Annotated in this window: 18 protein-coding genes and 3 tRNA genes; 6 read left to right on the plus strand and 15 right to left on the minus strand. The window is 59.7% G+C overall.

Annotation, left to right across the window (positions count from 1 at the left end; translation table 11 throughout):
- Window positions 1–171 precede the first annotated feature (171 nt).
- A complete protein-coding gene (locus QMB98_RS05795) occupies window positions 172–723 on the minus strand; it encodes a TetR/AcrR family transcriptional regulator (RefSeq protein WP_371684734.1) in 552 nt (183 codons plus the stop codon).
- Between the two features lie 71 nt (window positions 724–794).
- Between QMB98_RS05795 and QMB98_RS05800 the strand changes: the two genes are divergently transcribed.
- Entirely contained in the window at window positions 795–2,087 is a 1,293-nt protein-coding gene (locus QMB98_RS05800) for an MFS transporter (RefSeq protein WP_371684735.1), read from the plus strand.
- Between the two features lie 210 nt (window positions 2,088–2,297).
- Here QMB98_RS05800 and QMB98_RS05805 read toward each other — a convergent pair whose 3' ends face one another.
- The gene (locus QMB98_RS05805) at window positions 2,298–3,416 is read right to left on the minus strand and encodes a UDP-N-acetylmuramate dehydrogenase (protein ID WP_371684736.1); all 1,119 of its coding nucleotides are present in this window, start codon (window positions 3,414–3,416) and stop codon (window positions 2,298–2,300) included.
- Window positions 3,417–3,516: 100 nt separating this feature from the next.
- On the opposite strand from QMB98_RS05805, the gene QMB98_RS05810 reads away from it, so the two are divergent.
- Together QMB98_RS05810 and QMB98_RS05815 are read left to right on the plus strand one after the other, a co-directional pair.
- Entirely contained in the window at window positions 3,517–4,410 is an 894-nt protein-coding gene (locus QMB98_RS05810) for a macrolide 2'-phosphotransferase (protein WP_371684737.1), read from the plus strand.
- Window positions 4,411–4,546: 136 nt separating this feature from the next.
- Window positions 4,547–4,924: a hypothetical protein gene (locus tag QMB98_RS05815; protein WP_371684738.1), complete on the plus strand. Its 378-nt coding sequence runs from the start codon at window positions 4,547–4,549 to the stop codon at window positions 4,922–4,924.
- A gap of 571 nt (window positions 4,925–5,495) precedes the next feature.
- On the opposite strand, the gene QMB98_RS05820 is transcribed toward QMB98_RS05815, so the two are convergent.
- From QMB98_RS05820 to QMB98_RS05830, 3 genes are all read right to left on the minus strand, one after another.
- Entirely contained in the window at window positions 5,496–6,818 is a 1,323-nt protein-coding gene (locus QMB98_RS05820) for a molybdopterin dinucleotide binding domain-containing protein (protein WP_371684739.1), read from the minus strand.
- A gap of 10 nt (window positions 6,819–6,828) precedes the next feature.
- Entirely contained in the window at window positions 6,829–7,968 is a 1,140-nt protein-coding gene (locus QMB98_RS05825; protein ID WP_371684740.1) for a molybdopterin-dependent oxidoreductase, read from the minus strand.
- 171 nt (window positions 7,969–8,139) lie between these two features.
- Window positions 8,140–9,006: a phosphotransferase family protein gene (locus QMB98_RS05830; RefSeq protein WP_371684741.1), complete on the minus strand. Its 867-nt coding sequence runs from the start codon at window positions 9,004–9,006 to the stop codon at window positions 8,140–8,142.
- Window positions 9,007–9,237: 231 nt separating this feature from the next.
- Between QMB98_RS05830 and QMB98_RS05835 the strand changes: the two genes are divergently transcribed.
- Window positions 9,238–10,071 carry a patatin-like phospholipase family protein gene (locus QMB98_RS05835; protein WP_371684742.1) on the plus strand — a complete coding sequence of 278 codons (834 nt, stop codon included), beginning with the start codon at window positions 9,238–9,240 and terminating at the stop codon, window positions 10,069–10,071.
- A complete protein-coding gene (locus QMB98_RS05840) occupies window positions 10,068–11,282 on the plus strand; it encodes a 1-acyl-sn-glycerol-3-phosphate acyltransferase (protein ID WP_371684743.1) in 1,215 nt (404 codons plus the stop codon). The genes QMB98_RS05835 and QMB98_RS05840 overlap by 4 nt, the downstream gene beginning before the upstream one ends.
- On the opposite strand, the gene ppk2 is transcribed toward QMB98_RS05840, so the two are convergent.
- From ppk2 to QMB98_RS05865, 5 genes are all read right to left on the minus strand, one after another.
- The gene (ppk2, locus tag QMB98_RS05845; protein ID WP_371684744.1) at window positions 11,279–12,121 is read right to left on the minus strand and encodes a polyphosphate kinase 2; all 843 of its coding nucleotides are present in this window, start codon (window positions 12,119–12,121) and stop codon (window positions 11,279–11,281) included. The genes QMB98_RS05840 and ppk2 overlap by 4 nt on opposite strands.
- A 231-nt stretch (window positions 12,122–12,352) precedes the next feature.
- Entirely contained in the window at window positions 12,353–12,523 is a 171-nt protein-coding gene (gene rpmG / locus QMB98_RS05850) for a 50S ribosomal protein L33 (protein WP_371684745.1), read from the minus strand.
- A 53-nt stretch (window positions 12,524–12,576) separates the two neighbouring features.
- Window positions 12,577–12,650, minus strand: a tRNA-Met gene (locus QMB98_RS05855).
- A gap of 31 nt (window positions 12,651–12,681) precedes the next feature.
- Window positions 12,682–12,757 (minus strand) — tRNA-Thr (locus QMB98_RS05860).
- 99 nt (window positions 12,758–12,856) lie between these two features.
- Window positions 12,857–12,937: transfer RNA gene (locus QMB98_RS05865), tRNA-Tyr, on the minus strand.
- A gap of 117 nt (window positions 12,938–13,054) precedes the next feature.
- Here QMB98_RS05865 and QMB98_RS05870 point away from each other — a divergent pair.
- Window positions 13,055–13,549: a YajQ family cyclic di-GMP-binding protein gene (locus tag QMB98_RS05870; protein ID WP_371684746.1), complete on the plus strand. Its 495-nt coding sequence runs from the start codon at window positions 13,055–13,057 to the stop codon at window positions 13,547–13,549.
- A 268-nt stretch (window positions 13,550–13,817) separates the two neighbouring features.
- Here QMB98_RS05870 and htpX read toward each other — a convergent pair whose 3' ends face one another.
- From htpX to QMB98_RS05895, 5 genes are all read right to left on the minus strand, one after another.
- Complete coding sequence (gene htpX / locus QMB98_RS05875) at window positions 13,818–14,699, minus strand: zinc metalloprotease HtpX (protein ID WP_371684747.1); 882 nt, start codon at window positions 14,697–14,699, stop codon at window positions 13,818–13,820.
- A 35-nt stretch (window positions 14,700–14,734) separates the two neighbouring features.
- A complete protein-coding gene (locus QMB98_RS05880; RefSeq protein ID WP_371684748.1) occupies window positions 14,735–15,784 on the minus strand; it encodes a biotin/lipoate A/B protein ligase family protein in 1,050 nt (349 codons plus the stop codon).
- Window positions 15,784–17,172 carry an FAD-dependent oxidoreductase gene (locus tag QMB98_RS05885; protein ID WP_371684749.1) on the minus strand — a complete coding sequence of 463 codons (1,389 nt, stop codon included), beginning with the start codon at window positions 17,170–17,172 and terminating at the stop codon, window positions 15,784–15,786. The genes QMB98_RS05880 and QMB98_RS05885 overlap by 1 nt, the downstream gene beginning before the upstream one ends.
- A gap of 341 nt (window positions 17,173–17,513) precedes the next feature.
- Window positions 17,514–18,155, minus strand: a complete 642-nt coding sequence (gene hpf, locus QMB98_RS05890; protein WP_371684750.1) for a ribosome hibernation-promoting factor, HPF/YfiA family — start codon at window positions 18,153–18,155, stop codon at window positions 17,514–17,516.
- Between the two features lie 128 nt (window positions 18,156–18,283).
- Window positions 18,284–19,237: a ComF family protein gene (locus tag QMB98_RS05895; protein WP_371684751.1), complete on the minus strand. Its 954-nt coding sequence runs from the start codon at window positions 19,235–19,237 to the stop codon at window positions 18,284–18,286.
- Window positions 19,238–19,244 lie beyond the last annotated feature (7 nt).

A 19,244-nucleotide genomic window follows, 5' to 3' on the forward strand; every position in this document is an offset into this window, starting at 1 on the left:
CCCCCGGGGGCGCCCCGACTACTTCGCTTTCCTGGCAACTTCTTTCTGTAAGAACCTCGCACGTCACTGAGCACCTCTGCCCGGTACTGAGGGACGTCAGGAGGCGTCGAATCCGAGCTTCTGGAAAGCGGTTACCCCTGCGAGAGCTTCCGCAACGTAGCGACCTGATCGTCAGTGCTCGCCAACGATCTGGTCGAAGGCGCGCGCCACGAGGCTGGGATCTCCGGGATCGAGTCCGAGTGCCCGGTGCAGGGAGAGGCCCTCGATGATTCCGTCGAGGAGGGTAGCCGTCTCGGTGTCGACGAAGCGGGAAAGAACGCTGCGAGTGGCCGACATCCACTCCCACGTGATGGTCCGGAACGCCGCATCTCGTGCAGCAATGGTGTAGAGCTCGAGTGTCAGGATGAGGTTGCGATCCGGCTCGAGGAGGACCTCACTGACGTAGGCGATGTAGTTGGCGCGAAACTCGGCCATCGTCGTCACCTTGGACATGACGTCCTCGAACTCGTCGATCCGTTCCTTGGCAAACTTGGAGAACGCCTCACCGAGGAGGTCCTCAAAACCGTCGAAGTAGTAGGTCATGGATCCCAGGGGAACGTCCGCGAGCGCAGCGATCTTTCGATGTGAGGTTCCGGCGACTCCATGGCTGACGATGCTGGTCAGGCACGCGTCAATGATGCGCTCTTTCCGGTGCGGGTCACGTGCGTGCTTGACTCGTTCCATGGTCCTCCCTGTCATCCGTTCCACATTATCCCTCCTTCATCTCCCGAAATAGAACATGTACGATCGTACATGTGCAGTCTCAAAGTAACGTCACAAAGGAACAGGCCCATCGGGCTCGCATTGCGGTAGCCGCCCTTTTCTTCACGAATGGGGCGCTCTTCGCCAACATTCTTCCCCGCTACCCGGAAATCAAGGATCTTTTTGATCTTTCGAACTCCGCGTACGGGTTCATTGTCATTCTGTTCCCCGTGGGAGCGATCGTTGCTGGGTTGACCTCTGCCTCTCTCGTCCGCAGGTTTGGGTCGGCCAACGTCGCGGTCGCGGGCATGGTTCTGACCGCGCTGGCACTGTTAGCTGCGGGCAGCTCATCCACGGCCCTGCTGTTCGGAGTATTCTTGTTCTTGGGTGGCGCCTTCGATGCTGTTTCTGACGTTGGTCAGAACGCTCACGCCATGCAGGTACAGAAGTCGTATGGGCGCTCCATCATCAACTCGTTCCACGCCACGTGGTCGATTGGCGCCGTCACGGGCGGCGGCATGGCGGCGGCGGCCATCGCTCTCGACCTGTCCCTGTCCGTCCACCTCGCCATCGTGGCCGTTCTCTTCATCGTTGTCCTCATCTTTGCCCGGATGAACACCCTGCCGGAGCGCGACGAGGTAACCGATGAGGACAATGTCGCGGACTCTGCAGAGATCAAGGAGAGCATCACCAAGGTCACGCCGAAGGCCATCTTCCTGCTTGCCGCTCTCGTTCTCCTGTCGATCGCCGGTGCGGTCATGGAGGAGGTCGGCAACTCGTGGGCGACCCTCTACCTGTCGTCATCCCTTGGCGCCGCCCCCGCCATTGCCGCCTTTGGCTACATAGCCCTCGTGGGCGGCCAGTTCATTGGCCGCGTCCTCGGTGACCGGCAGGTCGATCGCTGGGGACACCGCGCAGTCGCTCGCACGGGTGGTTTCGTCACCGCGATCGGCATGGGTCTCGCTCTTGCCTTCCCGACGGTCGCTGGAAGCATCATTGGGTTTGCTCTTGCGGGCTATGGCTCCGCCACTCTTGTTCCCACCGCCTTTGACCAGGCGGACAAGATTCAGGGCCTGCGGGAAGGCACCGGCATCACCGTGATCTCGTGGCTCATGCGTGTCGGTAACCTTGCCACCCCGCCACTCATTGGCCTCATCGCCGACGCGGCCAGCATCAGGGAGGGTCTCCTGCTCCTGCCAATCGCTGGCATCATCGTCATCCTCTTCTCCGGAACCCTTCCCAGCATGAAGAACAACGAGGCCGAGGCAGAGGAGGCAGCCAAGCCCTTCCTTGGTTCGAGGTCTGAACGAGGCGTCGAGTCAGACCGCCTGAATGTTAAGCAGTAAGCCCCTCAACAAGCTGAAGAACGAAGCGTTCTCAATCACCATTCGAGAACACAAGAGCTAAGTGCGGTGAGGAACTGACAACCAATCCCCTCCGTTGGTGAAGTAGCTCTCTGGGTGAAGCAGTTGCCTCAGTGAATGACCCCGGGAGTTCGTATCTCCCGGGGTCATTCATGAATTGTGCAAAGCCGAAGGCCTGTGCCTAATGTCGAGCTAGAGGCTCTCCCCGAGGATCACGGGTTCGTTGACGAGGCTGATGCCGTAGGCTTCCTCGACGCGGGAACGGACCTCTCGAGCGAGGGTAAGGATGTCACCTGTGGAGGCTCCTCCTCGGTTTGTGAGTGCGAGGGTGTGCTTGGTTGAGAGCGTTGCACGCCCCGCCGTCAGGTCACCACCGAAGCCCTTCTCGCACCCTGCGTGGTCGATGAGCCACGCTGACGAGGTCTTGTACTTGTCGCCGTGGGCGTACTTGGGGGCACCCTCGGGCACGAGCTCCTCGTCGATGATGGGGTTGGTAAAGAAGGAACCGAGCGAGTATGTGTCGCGGTCACTGTCGTCCAGGACCATGCCCTTGGAGCGGCGCAGATCAAGCACTGCGTTGCGCAGCTCGATCGTTGGGACCCGGCCACCGATCTCGACTCCGAGAGCATTCGCGAGCTGCTGGTAGGCGATCGGGGTGGAACGGGTAGCCAGACCGAGCTGGTAGGTCACGGACAGCACGACCCAGCGCCCCGTCGCGCCCCACTGGGCAGTCGATTCTTTGAGCTTGGAGTTACGGTAGGACAGTCCCAGCTCGGAGGGCACCATGTCCGTCCGACGCTTGCGTTCACGGTCGTACACACGAACCGAGTAGATCGTTTCGGACACTTCCTGGCCGTAGGCACCCACGTTCTGAACCGGGGTGGCCCCGAGAGAACCGGGGATTCCCGAAAGCGCCTCGATGCCGTTCCAGCCCTGGGAGATCGAAACGTTGACGAACTCGTCCCACGGGGTGCCTGCGGTGGCGCGGAGGATTGCTCCCCCACATCCCGAGATCTGCACCTGCTCAATGTCCTGACGCATGTCAATGACAACGCGTCCCGCGAAGCCCTGGTCGCTCACGAGCAGGTTCGATCCACCACCAAGAACAAGAACCGGGATGCCATTCTCATCGGCGTCCCGGACCGCCTCAACGATCTCTTCTTCGGTTTCGGCCTTGACCAGCTCCTGAACGGGACCGCCCGTGGCGATCGTCGTCAGCTCAGCGAAAGTTTCACCCGCACCGCGTCGCGTCGACGGGACGGACGGACCAATGTCGACGGGCTCATTCGGTTCAATAATGGAACAGCTCATGGGCTTAGCTTAGACCGCAAAGCGCTGGTACCCGGCCAACCTCGCAGAGGACGAAATATCGCTCTTGCACTCGCGTGGTCGATCGGGAAACCTGGTAAGCATGAACGCAGTCGATGACATCACCGAGACCCTGGAACTCGCGGCGAGGCACGGCCTCACGCTCGCTCCGAACAGTATCGACATCAACGACATGGGACTGGACTACCGGGTTGCGATCGTCGAGACCCTTTACGGGGAGAGCTGGGTTCTTCGCATCCCCAGAAGGCCCGAGCTTGCCAACGGAGCCAAGGTCGAAAGCAAGGTCCTTGATCTCGTTTCGAAAGCTCTGTCGTTCCGGGTTCCGCAGTGGCGGATCCACTCCCCCGAACTTATTGCCTACCCGCTCCTGCCCGGTTCTCCCGGCTTGACCATGGAAGAGGGGCGGCCGGTGTTTCATGTCGAGATGGGCTCAGAAGACTACGCGAGAGACATGGGGAAGCTCCTGAGCGAACTGCACTCGATCCCGATAGAGGTGGCCGCCGGCACTGGTGTTCCTTCCCGAACTCCGCAGGAAACCCGAATGCACTGGAAATCCCGGATCTCCCGTGTTTCTCACGAGTTTGAGATCTCCCCCAGCCTCCTCGATCGGTGGGACAACTGGATAAACGATGACTCATTCTGGCCGGATTTCTCCGTGCTCACTCACGGCGAGATCTACGCGGCACACACGCTCGTGGATGGGAACCGGATCCGTTCCGTACTCGACTGGACCACCGCGGAAATTGGCGATCCCGTTCGCGATTTATCTTTGTTCCACATGAGCGCACCGCGTGAGGCCTTCGACATCATGACGACCGAGTACCAAAAGCGAGGCGGGAGGGCGTGGCCCAGACTGGCCGATCACTGCCAGGAGTACATGGCGGCCTCAGCCATCGGTTATGCCGAGTTCGCACTCGAAACGGGCGATCCGGAGCATACCGTAGCGGCACAGGCGGGCCTCCGAGCCGACGGATAGCTCCGAAGATGACAGACCGAGGTGAAATCGGACAGGTGATGTCATCTCTCTTCGCGGTTGCTCACTGAAATGAAAACTGTAAAAGTCAGTTCAATCATGTTCTAGGACAGTGTCAACCAACACATAGGAGATTGAGATGGCAAAGCAACCGGGACCCGGAATCCTCGCCCTTCTTCTCATCGTCAGCATCGCTGCCGGCGGTGTCGTCGGCTTCTTCATCGGCCGCAGTCAAGGTGGTTCCGCCGACATCTCCGAGGAGGGTCAGAAACAGTACGCCTGCGAGATCGTGCGTGATCTCGATGAACGCTTCCCGACGGCAGAGAGCTGGGAGGAAGCGGATCCAAACGTCTTTGGTGAGGTAGCGAGCGCCTCCTACCTGTTTGGTGGCTACATGCCAATGGAGGGCGACCCCACCGAAGAAGCCCTGGGCCGAGAACTCCTTGTGGCAACCCAAAGACTGGATCTCGAACAACTCGATCGGGCGATCGACGACCTTGTCGGATGGTGCGGCTAGCACGCTCCGGTTGTGTCACAGCCACGGACACGACGAGGCGCACGCCTGAGGCAGTGCCTTTTCACTATCGGTTGTTGGCTCGTTCATCACAGGCCCGTCGCGATCATTGACCCTAGATACTCGGTAGCGTTATCAGCCAACAGACCTTGACGCTGATTACGGCCACAAATATCGGACACGTTGTGCCAACTTTCCAGCTCTTTGCACTTCCAGCTCATTGCACTTTGCGGTGAAAACTGGAAAGGTCGTCCAGTGTCGGCATCACGGCACTCGTCGTCCAGCAGGAAGGTCAGTTTTGGCAAAACGCACCGCAACCGCAATATTCGCTCTCGTCCTTATCTTTAGCCTTGCGACGGTTAGCTTCCTCGGCTTTTTCCTCTGATAAAGCGAGAACAACACCAGAGATGGTGAGGGCATCGACGCTTCCGCCCAAGGTAAGTTCAACGACGCCCGCGAGAAGATATTGAAGACATGACCGCGAGTCTCGATCAACTCGTCGAGAAGCGGGGCTGAAAGAGAAAGTGGGGATGATCGGTTTTGATCATCCCCACCACCATCTTCACTAGAAAAACTAGCTCTCGATTCGTTGAACCTGCACGAGGTTGGTGTACTGCGGATTTGTCTTGGCAAGAGCACTTGGCCGGTACCGTGTCAGAGTGTTCGGGCAGCCGCCAGTATCTGTTCCATCGTCGTCGGGCGAGTACCAGGCACCCTCTGGAACAGAGACCACGTGGGGAAGGATGCGGGGCGTGACTCGCGCCTCGATCTGGATCCTGCCCCTGTCGTTGAAGACCTCGACCTTGTCACCATTTTCGATTCCGCGAGCGCGAGCATCTGCCGGATTGATGAGCACGACCTGCGTATGAGCTTCCTTGAGGATGGCGACACTTCCGTACGAGGAATGGGTGCGTCCCTTGAAGTGGAAACCGATCATCTGAAGCGGATACGTGTCGTTCGTGCGGGCCTCGTTGTGCTCCTCCCAGGTACTGACATACTCGGGAATGCTTGCGAGGCGATCGCCTTCGAGAAGCGTCCAAGACTCGCTCTTGTCGCGGACCTCCTGCGAGTAGATCTCGATGAGACCGGAGGGCGCGCCAAGCGGGTTCGCTTCCGGATCCTCACGGAACTCTTGAAGGGCAATACGGGAAGGATTCGTCTTCTTCCACACCCCCATGTCCTTCAGTTCGGACGGTTCCGGCATGTCCGGATTCAGTTCGCGGGAGGCCTCAAGCGTTTCCATGACCCAGTCTTTCTGGGTCTTACCCTCCGTGAACTCGTCCAGCACTCCAAGCTTGTCTGCCAGCTCAGAGCAGATGTCGTAGATGCCGCGGGCCTCGTACAGGGGATTGATCGCCTGACTGTTGACGATGGTGTATCCCATGTCTGCGGCCAGTCCCTGACCCACGACATCGGTCTCCTCGGTGGTTGACATGCCGGGTAGGACATAGTCGGCCATCTGCGCCGATGCGGTCATGTGATTGTCGATCACGACAATCAGTTCGCACGTGGAATCATCCTCGAGAACCCTGCGCGTGTTGTTGATTTCTGCGTGCTGGTTGATCACCATGTTGGATCCGTAGCACCAGATCGCCTTCACGGGCACCTCGAGGCGAGCGTCGTCAATCGGGTTGCCGTCCCCATCCCAGTCACGCACGCCCTCCGATAAGCCCATGCTCTCGTAGTCCTCAATCGCATCGAGCCACGTGAAGTGGGAGATCTTCTTCGTGACGGAGTTGGAGAACGTGGAATCGAACGGGTAGGCCATGACGAGCGGGGAACCACCGGTGAACGTGCCGGTACCGCCGCCCTCGAGACCAACATTGCCAAGCATGGCATTGAGTGTCATGATCGACCACGCCGTGTACTCGCCGTTGGCGTGACGCTGCGGCCCCAACCCTGGTGAATCATGGATGGCTTGTTCGCTCCCAGGTCGCGAGCGAACTGGATGATCTTGTTTTCGGGCCCCCCGTGACGTCCGATGCCCACTGCGGGGTCTTCGCAATCCCATCCGGCCCATCTTCTTCGATGTAGGCACGGTAGGAGGATCCCGCGGGCGCTCCCTCGGGAAGGTGGTCCTCATCGAAACCGACGCAGTACTGATCGAGAAACTCCTGCTCGTGCGTGCCATCTTGGAGGAGCACGTAGGCAATGCCTGCCACGAGAGCAGCATCTGTTCCCGGGCGGGGCGAGAGCCACTCATCAGCAATGAGGTTTGCCGAATCGGAGTGGCGCGGGTCGATGACATAGGTGCGGACCCCTGCCTCCTTGAGAACCCTCGGCAGGTAGAAGACCTCGGAGCCGCCGGACATCTTCGTCTCCAACGGACTATGCCCCCACAGCACGTAGAGGTTGCTGTTGACGACATCATCGGAGGAGTTCGAGTCAATGTAGCCACCCAGGCACACCCTCATCGCTTCCGTGATGCCGCCCGTGGAGTAGTCGCCATAGTAGCCAAGAAAGCCACCAAACATGTTGAGCAGGCGAACAAGAGCACCACCCGAGAAGTAGGACTGCGTGATGTTTCCCGACACCACTCCGGTCCCGTACGAGAGGTGCTGCGACTCGGGACCATACTCATCAATGAGGGACTTGTACTTCTCTGCGATCTCAGTGAGTGCCTGATCCCAGGAGATCTCCTCCCACTGACCATCCCCGCGCTTCGTGCCGGGAACCCGCTTCATCGGTTTCTTCAGACGATCCGGATTGTAGACACGGAAGCGGATCGAACGACCTCGCGGGCAGGCGGGGATGCGGTGCATGCCGATCTCATCGCCGCCCGTGTTGTCCGGGAGCACTCGAACAATGGTTCCGTCCTTGACCAAGAGTCTCAGCGGGCACCTGGCACCACAGTTCACCATGCAGGAGGACCAGACAACATCGCCGTCCACGCTCGCCAGCTCATCGGCCCGCGATGGGAGGCCGAGGTTGGTTGCGGTGCCGACGAGTGCTGCCGCACCACCGGCCACACCAGACCACTTCATGAATGATCGTCGGCTGAGACCGTGCTGAGACTCCGCTACGATGACGTGTTCTTTCGTGTCCATACCTGCTCCTTACGGTTTGCCATAGTAGCTTTCACGCGAGGGGCATTTAACCCCTCTACCAGGCATTACTCGCAGGTTAGCAAGGAACCTACTCTCAGGTAGGGGCCTTTGATCAAGAACGGAGCCATCCCGAAAAGGACATTCCTGAAGTATCGAAACGGCGTTTTTTTCTTATCTCGAATCGAGGTGGTTGAGGGCAACGTCGACGAATCTTAAGCCAAGCAATTCAAACGTTTCGTCACCAACAGCACGTGACCACGCGGCCGTTGCCACAGCCTCTCGAAGGACTTCGATCCACCACGAATAGTCACCGAAGTCGATCGCTTGACGACCATACCCCTCAAAGAACGAGGTGCTCTGGCCGGGATGATCGTGCCAGCGACGGAAAAACATTCTGAGGAAGTCATGATGGGCGGGCCGGCACCCAAACCTACCGAAATCGATGACGCGTAGCTTCCCCTCGTGGACAAGCCAGTTGCGTCCCGAATAGTCCCCGTGGCTGGGCACGACAATCACGGGCCCCGGCTCGTGTTCCGTCAAGTACTTCCTGGCGAGGGATGCCTGCGGTTCTGGAATGTTGTGCGGTTTCTTCAGCCACTTCAGAGCGGCTCGATACAGATTGCGTTCGAGGCTCTCATCCGTGGCGCTTCCCAGCCCGTGAAGCATCCCAAGCACGTGGCCGGCCTGCCGGAGTATCTCCTGATCAGTCTCGGCCTCACCGCCGTCAACGAGAGAGCCCGGCAAATAATCCAAGACCATGATCCGGCGTTCAGCATCGGCTGAGCGGAGGAACGCCGCCAGGCCCTCCTCGATCAATGGAGTGATGACAGCGTGGGCTGAGATTTCGCGAGCGAGGTGGTGGTTGTCGGGGCCGCCCGCTTTGACGATCAGGTCCCGCTCGTTGCTACGCACGTGAAGCACGGCGGATTCGACCAGACCCCACGACAGATCCTCGACTAGATCAGCACCGGGAAGCCATTCGCCTAGAAGCGTGCGCTGTCGCTGATCGAAGTGAGGAAGAGGTGGGCGGCTACTCATGGTTTAACTATAGGGATGAGGTTGCCGTGCCGTCGTGCTCGATTCCCCTGCTGACCCATCAGTTACCGTTGATGCACCACCGAGGGCCATAGACCCTCCAAGCCCGTTGATCCGATCGCGGAATGGTAATAGCCCTGCATCCAGTTTGTCGAACAGTCACTCCCTTGTCGCGGAATGTCACCGGTGGCTGAAAGCAGTTGTGGTGCGGTTATGCGTTGATAGATTGAAGATATGACGAATCCTGCTCCTCGCGTTGCTTTTGTGTTCGGCGGTGGAGGTGTGCGTGGCGCCGTCGAACTGGGTATTCTCCAGGCTTTGCTCGAGCGCGGCATCTACCCCGATCTCCTTGTTGGCACCTCGATTGGTGCGATGAATGCTGCGGCCGTTGCGAATGAGCCGAACCTGTCCGTCATCGATACGTTGACGGAGTCGTGGAAGTCCCCCGAGGCGGAGAAGATCTACGGCGACTCCTGGTACAGCCAGGCGGCCCGTGCCCTGCGCACCCAGACTCACATCATCTCCCCCGATCCGCTACGTCAGCTCCTCGAAGGAATCCTGGGTCCTAATCCTTCATTCTCTGACCTTCCAGTTCCCCTCAAGGTCGTGGCAGCCAACATTGAGAACTCCCGCGAGCGCGTCTTTGACTCTGGTCCGCTCATTCCCGCGATCATGGCTTCGGCGGCAGTCCCTGGGCTCTTCCCTCCCACGGAGATTGACGGCCTCCACTATGTCGATGGCGGGGTAGTGAACTCGATTCCTGTTTCCCCTGCCGTGGAGGCTGGTGCGACCGAGATCTACGTCCTCCAAGTGGGCAGAATCGAAGAGAGACTGGAGGTGCCCCAGACCCCGGTCGAAATGGCTCAGGTGACGTTTGAGATCTCTCGCAGGCACAGGTTCTTTAGGGATGCTGGCAATCTTCCAGACGGCACCGCCCTTCATCTCCTGCCCTCGGGTGGGCAACTCGATGGTGACCACAAGGCCTCCGCCTCTCGTGACCTCAGCAAGGTCCCCGAGCGCATTAAACGAGGCTACACCGCAGCGTCGATCTACCTGGACAACCTATGAGAGTGCCGCCGCGGTGGGTGCGCCGCCTCATCCTCGCACCATTGGTCGTCCTTCTCGCGATCGTGGTCGTGGCCGGCTCACCCCTCTGGCTTCTCATTGCCCTGATCTTCACGTCCCTCGTTCCCGGGTTCCTGCGCCTCCCCCGCATCATCCTCCTTCTCATCGTGTACGTCGTGTGGGATGCTGCCCTGCTCGTCACCATGTTTGTGCTCTGGTGCGCCTCGGGCTTCGGATGGAAGATCAGAACCCACCGCTCCATCACCCACCACTACATGGTCGGCCAGAAGGCCCTCAACATCCTCTTCACGATCTTCCGGGTTGTCCTTCGTCTCAAGGTCACAACCAAGGGCGACGATGGGGAGGACATTGAGAAATCACTCCAAGCCTTTAACGAGAAGTTCGCTCTGGGCACTCCCCTCGTGGTCGCGAGTAGACACGGTGGCCCCGGCGATTCGATTGTCATCATGCAGGTGCTGCTCACGCAACTGTCCCGTGAGCCCCGCATCGTCCTCAAGGACACAATCCAGTGGGATCCGGCCCTCGATGTCCTCCTCAGCCGCGTACCCGCTCGCTTCATCACTCCCACCGGTTTTGCTCGCAAACCAGCTGGTGGCGGCAGCGTGGTTGAGCAGGAGATCGGCAGTCTGGCGGACGGACTCGACGAGAACGACGCCCTTGTCATCTTCCCCGAGGGCGGTCAGGTCACCGACAAGCGCAGGCTCTCCCGCACGAAAAGGCTCTTCGAACAGGGGCACTTAACGCTCGCACAGCGTGCCGCCCAGTTCCGCCACGTCATGCCACCCCAGCCGCGCGGACTGTTCGCTGCCCTCGAGTCCGCACCCAATGCTGATGTTGTCTTCCTCGGCCACACGGGCCTTGACAAGTTCACCACCATCAAGGACATCTGGCGTCAGCTCCCCATGGACAAGGAGCTGACCATGAGGGCGTGGCGGGTCCCGAGAAACGAGATCCCGACCGTCCGTGACGAGCAGGCAACCTGGCTGTTCAACTGGTTCGAAGAAATCGACCGCTGGATCGCACGCAACAATACGACCGACGCCACCGGCGCCAAGACAACCGACGCATCGGAGACAATGGAGGCGGAAGCCACCGACGTTACAGATTCCAGCGAGGCGTCTGACTCTAACCAGCCATCAGCCACTGACGAGGCTATGGGTCAGCCCGAAACAGGCAACGAGAAAGGTGCCTAGTCCTTCTCGAGAGCGACGGCCACATCCTCAACATAGACATACTTGTTGCGATCCAGCCTATCGAGAGAGTCATCATCGGTTCCCTCTGGACGGTGCGGGATAGAGACTTCAGCGGGCTCAACTTGCTTCCACGGAATTTGGTGAAGGATGTCGTTGATGACGTTGATTCTTGAGCGTTTCTTATCTTCGCTCTCCACCGTGTGCCAGCGAGCCCACGGAGTATCCGTAGCCGCGAACATCGCGTCCTTGGCGCGCGAGTAGTCATCCCACCGAGAGATGGACTCGACATCCATGGGAGAGAGCTTCCAGCGCCTCATGGGGTCCTCCGAACGGGACCTGAACCGGGCTTCCTGCTCCTGAGCAGATACCGAGAACCAGTACTTGATCAGCCGGATCCCATCGTCGACAAGCATCCTCTCGAAGTCGGGTGCCTGTCTGAGGAAGCGGTGGTACTCCTCAATCGAACAGAAACCCATGACCCGCTCAACGCCGGCACGGTTGTACCAGGACCTGTCAAAGATAACAATCTCTCCCGCGGCCGGGAGATGAGGGGTGTAGCGCTGGAAATACCACTGCGTCTTCTCGCGCTCCGTGGGAGCAGGCAGTGCAACAACCTTCGCGTGCCGCGGGTTGAGGTACTGGGTGATCCGAGCGATCGCAGAACCCTTCCCTGCAGCATCACGTCCCTCGAAGATGAGGCACACGCGTTCACCGGTCTCGATCACCCATTGCTGCATTGCAACGAGCTCGGCCTGCAAGCGGCGCAGTTCCTTCTCGTACTTCTTCTTATTGAGTTTGGGAGGCTTCTTCAACTGGCCTTCATCGTTTGTGCTGGTCATCCCTTCAGTCTAGGCGGATACGTGATCTGCGGAACACGCTTTGACCAAGCACTCTCGACCCAGTTGGCGTCCTGGCGCTGGACTTCTCTCTCACGTTGCTGCGGACAAATCAGACCTATCGGACGCATCAACCGTGGGCCACAAGACGGTTCTGGCCTGCGGAACATGTGGCGCTCGTGCGGTGAAACCAGAAGGACCCGCCTTCTCAGGCGGGTCCTTCGACACATTGTGTTATCGAGTTTCGCGGTGCGTCGTCGATGCGTTGCAACGCGAGCAGTACTTCTTCATCTCGAGACGGTCGGGGTTGTTACGACGGTTCTTCTTCGTGATGTAGTTGCGCTCCTTGCACACCTCGCAGGCGAGGGTGATCTTGGGGCGAACGTCGGCAGACTTTGATGCCACGGTTTCCTCACTTCGTTCTGCGAGATACGGCGGTTCCGCGATCTCTCTTGCTGTAGCGGGGGCGGGGCTTGAACCCGCGACCTCACGATTATGAGTCGTGCGCTCTGACCAGCTGAGCTACCCCGCCGCATCATCCTACGGATAGGTGCTCCGCAAAATGGAGCCCCGACAGGGAATTGAACCCTGGACCTTCTCCTTACCATGGAGACGCTCTGCCGTCTGAGCTATCGGGGCGGCGCGCACAAGCTTATCAGCGCCTCCGGATCGAAACCAAGTCCGATTGAGCCCGGTGGCGGTGAGGATACTCACGCGCATGCACGACGAATCATGCGGTGGCGGATGAGGGATTCGAACCCCCGTAGCTTTCGCGTCTGATTTACAGTCAGATACCATTGGCCGCTCGGTCAATCCGCCGTACACCCAAGGGGTGCATAAGGGAGACTACCAACTATCCTCCCGGTCGTGTCAAACTGGGAAGCGTACCAGTGCGCGACCTCTCATTTGGGGCGCTAGCCAAGCGAAAGGAACACCATGGCTGACTCGTCGTTTGACGTTGTATCGAAGTACGACATGCAGGAGGTTGATAACGCCGTCAACCAGACAGCGAAGGAAATCAACCAGCGTTACGACTTCAAGGGAGTGGACGCATCGATCGAGCTCAAGGGCGAGTCGGTCGTCATGAAGGCGAACTCTGAGGAGCGCTGCCTCGCCGTCTACGACGTCCTCCAAACCAAGCTCGTCCGCCGCGGCGTGTCACTGAAGTCACTCGATGTTGGTGAGGGTGTCCCCCAGCAGTCCGGCAAGGAGTACCGTCTCGCCGGAGCGCTCAAGGAGGGCATCTCTCAGGAGAACGCGAAGAAGATCACAAAGCTGATTCGCGATGAGGGACCGAAGTCGGTCAAGACCCAGATCCAGGGCGACGAGGTGCGCGTCACCTCGAAGTCTCGTGACGATCTGCAGGCCGTGATCGCCCTTCTCAAGGGCGCCGAGTTCGACTTCGCGGTATCCTTCCAGAACTACCGCTAAACAGTTACCAGACTGCTACTACTGCGCTCGTGGGGCCGGCTACTGCCGGCCCCACAGCCATGCACCCTCACTGCCATTGCCACCCTTTACTCGTCAATCACTTGGGTTACACACAATCCAACAATCAACCCCAGCGGGGGCTGTACCGGGGCCCCTGTCGGTATCTCCGTTCGCATCGGTTCTGAGCGACAAGGAGAACATGTGGGAGGGCCCTGCCTCGCGAGTGAGGCAGGGCCCTTCTTCAGGTCGTGATGTGTGAGCCTTCGGGCTAGTACCCGGCCATCTCCTCCAGGCGCTTGATCCTGTCCTCCATGGGCGGGTGGGTTGAGAAGAGGGCGCGTCCCTTCCCTGCGAAGGGGTTGGCGATCATCATGTGGGAGACGGAGTCCATCACGGGCGTTTCCCGCATGGGGGTGCGGGCCGTGCCGCCAGAGATCTTGTTGAGGGCAGAGGCGAGTGCCAGCGGGTCCTCGGTTAGCTCCGCACCATCGTGGTCGGCGTCGTATTCCCTCGTGCGGGAAACGGCGAGCTGAATGAGTGACGCTGCGAGCGGAGCGAGGATCGCCATGAACAGCATGCCAATGATCGCGAGCGGGTTGCCGTTGTTGTTTCGGTTGCGTCCACCGCTCAGTCCCATCCACATGAAGAGCTGCGCGATAGAGGAAATGAGACCCGCCATGCCGGCCGCCACGGAGGAGGTGAGGATGTCTCGGTTGTAGACGTGCATGAGCTCGTGACCTAGCACCGCCCGCAGTTCCCTCTCGGAGAGCAGGTTGAGGATGCCGTCGGTCACGCAGACCGCGGCATTCTTCCGGTTGCGTCCCGTTGCGAAGGCGTTGGGTGACTGGGTGGGGGCGACGTAGAGGCGAGGCATGGGCTTGCCAGCCTTCTCCGCCAGTTCCCGGACAGTCTGGTGATACCAGGGGAACTCCGCCTCGCTGACCTCGCGTGCGTTCATGGAGCGGATCGCGAGTTTGTCGGAATTCCAGTACGAATACGCGGTCGAGCCGAGGCCGAGGACCGCGAAGACACCGATGTAGATGACGTTGCCTGTCGCGTTGGCGAGCAGGGCGCCGATGCCGAGCAGCACCGCCCACAACAAACCAAGCAACAGGGCGGTTTTCACTCCGTTGAGTGTAGAACGGTTCATTCTTCTCTCAGCTTTCTTTGGCGGTGGAAGCCACCTTACGGGAGGCGGAACTTCCATTCGTCAGTATCGAACTTGGATTCGCGGCGCGCCTGCGCCACCTCGAGGTGTGCCTCGGTGATCTCACCCGGCTTCGCGTTGAACTTCGTGGCGAAATGATCGAGGAACACATCAATGATGTCCCCGCGGGCCATGCCGGTCTGGGACTTCATCGGGTCAACCCGCTTGACGGCGGAACGCAGGCCCTTATCGCGGACCTTCTCCTTGCCGATGCGGATGCAGTCCATCATCTTCTCGGCATCGATGTCGTAGCTCATCGTCACGTGGTGAACCATGACGCCGCTAGCGAAGTGCTTCTGAGCTGCTCCACCGATCTTGCCCTGCTCGGACGCAATGTCGTTGAGCGGAACGTAGGTGGCCCTGACGCCCACCTTCTCGAGCGCCTCCATCACCCATTCGTCAAGGAACGGGTAGGAGTCTCTGAAGCTCATGCCGTCCACGAGGGCGGTGGGAACCACGAGCGAGTACGTGATGCAGTTGCCTGCCTCCATGAACATCGCTCCCCCGCCGGTGACCCGTCGGCACAGGGTAACCCCGTGCTTGTTCATCCCATCCCAGTCGATCTCGTTGGAAACTGACTGGAAGGATCCGATGACAACGCAGGGAGAGTCCCATTCCCAGATCCTCATGAAGGGCTTGCGGCGTCCCGCCGCAACGTCCTCGACGAGAGTCTCGTCCATCGCCACATTGAGCATCGGGGAGACAACGGGGCCGTGGATCACCTCGAAGTCGATATCGTCCCAGTCGATCGACTTGCCAAGGGCGCGACGCACCGCCGTGGCAATGCCCTGGGGGCTAAGGCCAAAGAGTTCGTCGGTGGGCTTGAGAACAGTGGTGATCGCAGCGGCGATATCGGCCGCGGCCGTTTCCTGCGGAAGTCCCTCGATTGCCTCGGTGATCCTAGGGAGAGCGTCGTCTGGTTCGAGGAAGAAGTCGCCAGCGATCTGCACGTCGGTGAGGACGCCGTCCTGGACCTCAAGGTCGACAACAACGAGCTTGTGTCCCGGTTCCTTATACTCTCCGTGCATCAGTACAGCTTCCCATCATGCTCTTCACCGCGGGAAATTGCCGTCATGGTGTCCCGCTCCACCACCTTGACGCGTTCCCTGCCCTGGGCCTCACCGAGGGACATCTCGAACGCTTCGAGCATCTCCCAGCCCTGCCAGGTCGTGTACTTGATTCCCCGCTCATCCAGCAGCTGGGTCATGGCCTCGTAGCCGACGCCGGAGATGTCGCGGTCGTGGTCGAGCTTGCCGGCCTGAGCATCCTCCACGAGGTGACCAATCGTCTCCCTCGCATCCGACTTCGTCGAACCAATGAGGCCGACGGGGCCGCGCTTGACCCAACCGGTCGAGTAGATACCGGGAATGTGGTCGCCGCCGGGGGCGATGACCCTGCCCTCGACATTCGGGATGACACCGCGCACCTCGTCGAAGGGGAGCCCGTTGATTGGGGATGAGAAGTAACCAACGGCGCGGTAGACGGCCTGAACCGGGTAGTCGATAAACTCACCGGTGCCCTTGACGGAGCCGTCGCCAACGAGTTCCGTCCTCTCCATCCTGATCCCCTCGACCTTGCCGTCACCGAGGATCTCGACCGGGGACTGCATCATGTGAATGTGAATGCGGCGGGATGCCGTGAATTCCTCGTCCCTCATGACCCAGTCGGTCAGGGTATTGACGACCTGCTTCGTCTGGTTCGAGGAGCTGATCGCGTCCTGCGATCCCTCATCGAAATCAAAGTCTTCTTCATAAACGATGACGTCAACGTCCGGGACCTTGCCAAGCTCGCGTAACTCCAGCGGGGTGAACTTCACCTGGGCGGGGCCGCGGCGACCAAACACGTGCACGTCAGTCACGGGGCTGGAACGCAGGCCCTTCTCCACGTTCTCGGGAATCTCGGTCACCATGAGGTCGTCGGGGTGCTTGGCGAGGATGCGGGCGACATCGAGTGCCACGTTGCCAACACCGATGACGGCAACTTCCTTCGCCTCCAGCGGCCACTCCCGCGGGTAGTCCGGGTGGCCGTCGTACCAGGACACGAAGTCGGCGGCGCCGTAGCTGCCGTCGAGGTCAACGCCCGGGATGTCGAGGGGAGAGTCCTTGTCGGAACCGGTCGCGATGATGATCGCGTCGTAATGCTCCTGGAGGTCCTCAATCGTGATGTCCTCACCCACGGTCACGTTGCCGATCAGGCGAATGTCTCCGCGCTGCAGGATCTTGTAGAGGGCCACGATGATCTGCTTGATTCGCGGATGGTCGGGAGCAACGCCGTACCTCACCAAACCAAACGGAGCAGGAAGTCGTTCATACAGGTCAATTGACGTATCAATATCCGCTTTAGCCAGAATGTCGGCGGCGTAGATACCTGCCGGGCCAGCACCAATAACAGCAACAGACAGCGGACGATCGCTCACGTGTACCTCGAGTCTCAGACGATGGACATACCCCACCAGTTTACCGTTACGTACCTTTTGCAGAAACTCATCTCTCTAAGAGAGGAGAGCAGGAAGACGGGAGCGGTGAAGGGAGCGAGGGAGGAACCAAGAGCTATCGCCCACCGGGAGCAAACAGGCAACGATGAGTGCGGTCAGAGTGGACGCAGAGGCCTCGGAGTGAATCAGTACGGGCATGGTGTGGGTTTCCCACGCCCCTCCCCTGCCTAGACAAACGGGTGCCCACGAGCCGTGGGCTCGTGGGCACACCTGGAAGGTTCTTTGCTGATAGATCCTTGAGCCTTTTTGAGACTGTTATCCTTCTACTTGTCGGTCACCGTGGTGTCGAGGCGGATGACACCGTAGGTCCAACCGTGGCGGTGGTAGACGACGCAGGGCTGCTTCGTTTCCTCATCGATGAACAGGTAGAACGGGTGCCCCACCATCTCCATCTCGTACAGTGCCTGATCCACGCTCATCGGCTCAGCTTCGTGAAGCTTCTGCCGAACGATCACGGGAGAGTCCCCAAGCTGCTGCTCGATGGCAACGCCGGGCTCACTGGGCACGGACGGTTCCGGCTTGGTTTCGGTCTTCTGCTGGTTCAGTTCATTGAGGTCGATGTTGAGCTCGGTCGGGACCTGCTCACTGCCGTCCTTGCGGCGATGTGCCTTCTTGCGGTCACGAGACCTGCGGAGGCGTTCAATGAGTTTGGTGGATGCGAGATCGAGAGCTGCGCCGCGGTCTGACGCTGAGGCCTCTGCGCGAATAACCGGTCCCTTGTCGATGACCGTGATCTCAATCTTTTCCGTCACGTCGGTCTGAGCCAAATGGGCTTCGTGCGTGACTTCCACTTCCACGCGCTGGGCGCGGGGTGCGAACTGTTCTACCTTGGAGAGCTTGTCAATGACATGCTCCTTAAACCGATCCGAAATCTCGGCATTACGTCCTTGTACGATGATTTCCACGATTAGCTCCTCTTTTGAAGGGGGATGTGGGCTTTCGCCCGATGAAATTGCAAACTCGCCGAAGTGGCGAGAAGAACCAACCACCTCCTTCGAGTTCACGATTCCTTTGTGGAGATCGTCTCATCATTTTACTCCACGTTTACCTTCGCCGGCGACGGTTGGGGGATAATTCCCGGCGGAACAACGGCCGAAATACAGAGGGCTCCAAGTAACGAATGTTTGCCCTGGTGGAGGGCCTGCGAGCAGGCCTCCAACGTTGCTCCGGTCGTTGCAACATCGTCCACGAGCAGGACGTTCAGAGGTTCGGTGTGTGCTCGCAGCCGGACCGGGGAACGCTCGTGGCGTCCCTTCCGAGTTCTGCCTCGTTGGCGCCCACTGCGCGGCGCAAAGAGATCGACCGAGGTCACGATGCTGCCCTCCCCCGCGACGGACGCGAGGGCGTGAGCTACCCGGTCGGCAATGGTTCCCGCAATGAACGTGTCAGACCGATATCGGGAGATTCGTGACGGTGCCGGTACCACGTGGATTCGCAATGCTCGCTCATGCTTGCTTGTACGAACGCCACCAAGTCCGTTTGATGCTTCGTCCCGGTCCATGTCAATGGCGCCCGCGTAGTCAATGTGGTCAATGACTTTGTCATCGGTGCGGTGTCTGTTCGTGTGACCCGCGGCCTCTGTGCTGGGTCGTTCTTTCGGGGCATGGGATAAGGAGTGAGCGCGTGCGGTGTTTCCTTGGCTCGTGTTCGCACCATCATCGCCACGCCAATCGATCATCGGGAGCAGGTGGCGGGCATTCTCCTCGATCCTGTCTCCGATGAGGGAGTCGAGGTCGGAGTTGGGTCGCGCCTTCCAGGCCCGGATAATTCCTCCGAGGTCGTCGTAGGAGGAGAGGGACCACACCGGGAACAGGGGCAGGTCGCTGCCGTCGGGTTGGATGCGGGAGAGGCGTGGCAGGTACTGGGCGACCTGGAAGGGCGTGCCGATGAGTTCAAGGCACGCATCGCAGGCGGGAGTGTCCCATTGGCCGCACGGGCACTGTGCGGGGAAAACCGTGTCGAGAAGAAAGGTGAGAGCGCGGGTCATACCGTTA

This window comes from Flaviflexus sp. (assembly GCF_041440645.1).
Lineage (GTDB): Bacteria > Actinomycetota > Actinomycetes > Actinomycetales > Actinomycetaceae > Flaviflexus.

Bases quoted from the DNA above. Each gene is read 5' to 3' on its own strand.
- QMB98_RS05825 (WP_371684740.1), bottom strand. From the start codon at position 7,968: ATGGACACGAAAGAACACGTCATCGTAGCGGAGTCTCAGCACGGTCTC.
- QMB98_RS05895 (WP_371684751.1), bottom strand. From the start codon at position 19,237: ATGACCCGCGCTCTCACCTTTCTTCTCGACACGGTTTTCCCCGCACAG.
- QMB98_RS05840 (WP_371684743.1), top strand. From the start codon at position 10,068: ATGAGAGTGCCGCCGCGGTGGGTGCGCCGCCTCATCCTCGCACCATTG.
- QMB98_RS05815 (WP_371684738.1), top strand. From the start codon at position 4,547: ATGGCAAAGCAACCGGGACCCGGAATCCTCGCCCTTCTTCTCATCGTC.
- ppk2 (WP_371684744.1), bottom strand. From the start codon at position 12,121: ATGACCAGCACAAACGATGAAGGCCAGTTGAAGAAGCCTCCCAAACTC.
- htpX (WP_371684747.1), bottom strand. From the start codon at position 14,699: ATGAACCGTTCTACACTCAACGGAGTGAAAACCGCCCTGTTGCTTGGT.
- QMB98_RS05810 (WP_371684737.1), top strand. From the start codon at position 3,517: ATGAACGCAGTCGATGACATCACCGAGACCCTGGAACTCGCGGCGAGG.
- QMB98_RS05835 (WP_371684742.1), top strand. From the start codon at position 9,238: ATGACGAATCCTGCTCCTCGCGTTGCTTTTGTGTTCGGCGGTGGAGGT.
- QMB98_RS05880 (WP_371684748.1), bottom strand. From the start codon at position 15,784: ATGCACGGAGAGTATAAGGAACCGGGACACAAGCTCGTTGTTGTCGAC.
- QMB98_RS05830 (WP_371684741.1), bottom strand. From the start codon at position 9,006: ATGAGTAGCCGCCCACCTCTTCCTCACTTCGATCAGCGACAGCGCACG.
- QMB98_RS05805 (WP_371684736.1), bottom strand. From the start codon at position 3,416: ATGAGCTGTTCCATTATTGAACCGAATGAGCCCGTCGACATTGGTCCG.
- QMB98_RS05870 (WP_371684746.1), top strand. From the start codon at position 13,055: ATGGCTGACTCGTCGTTTGACGTTGTATCGAAGTACGACATGCAGGAG.
- QMB98_RS05795 (WP_371684734.1), bottom strand. From the start codon at position 723: ATGGAACGAGTCAAGCACGCACGTGACCCGCACCGGAAAGAGCGCATC.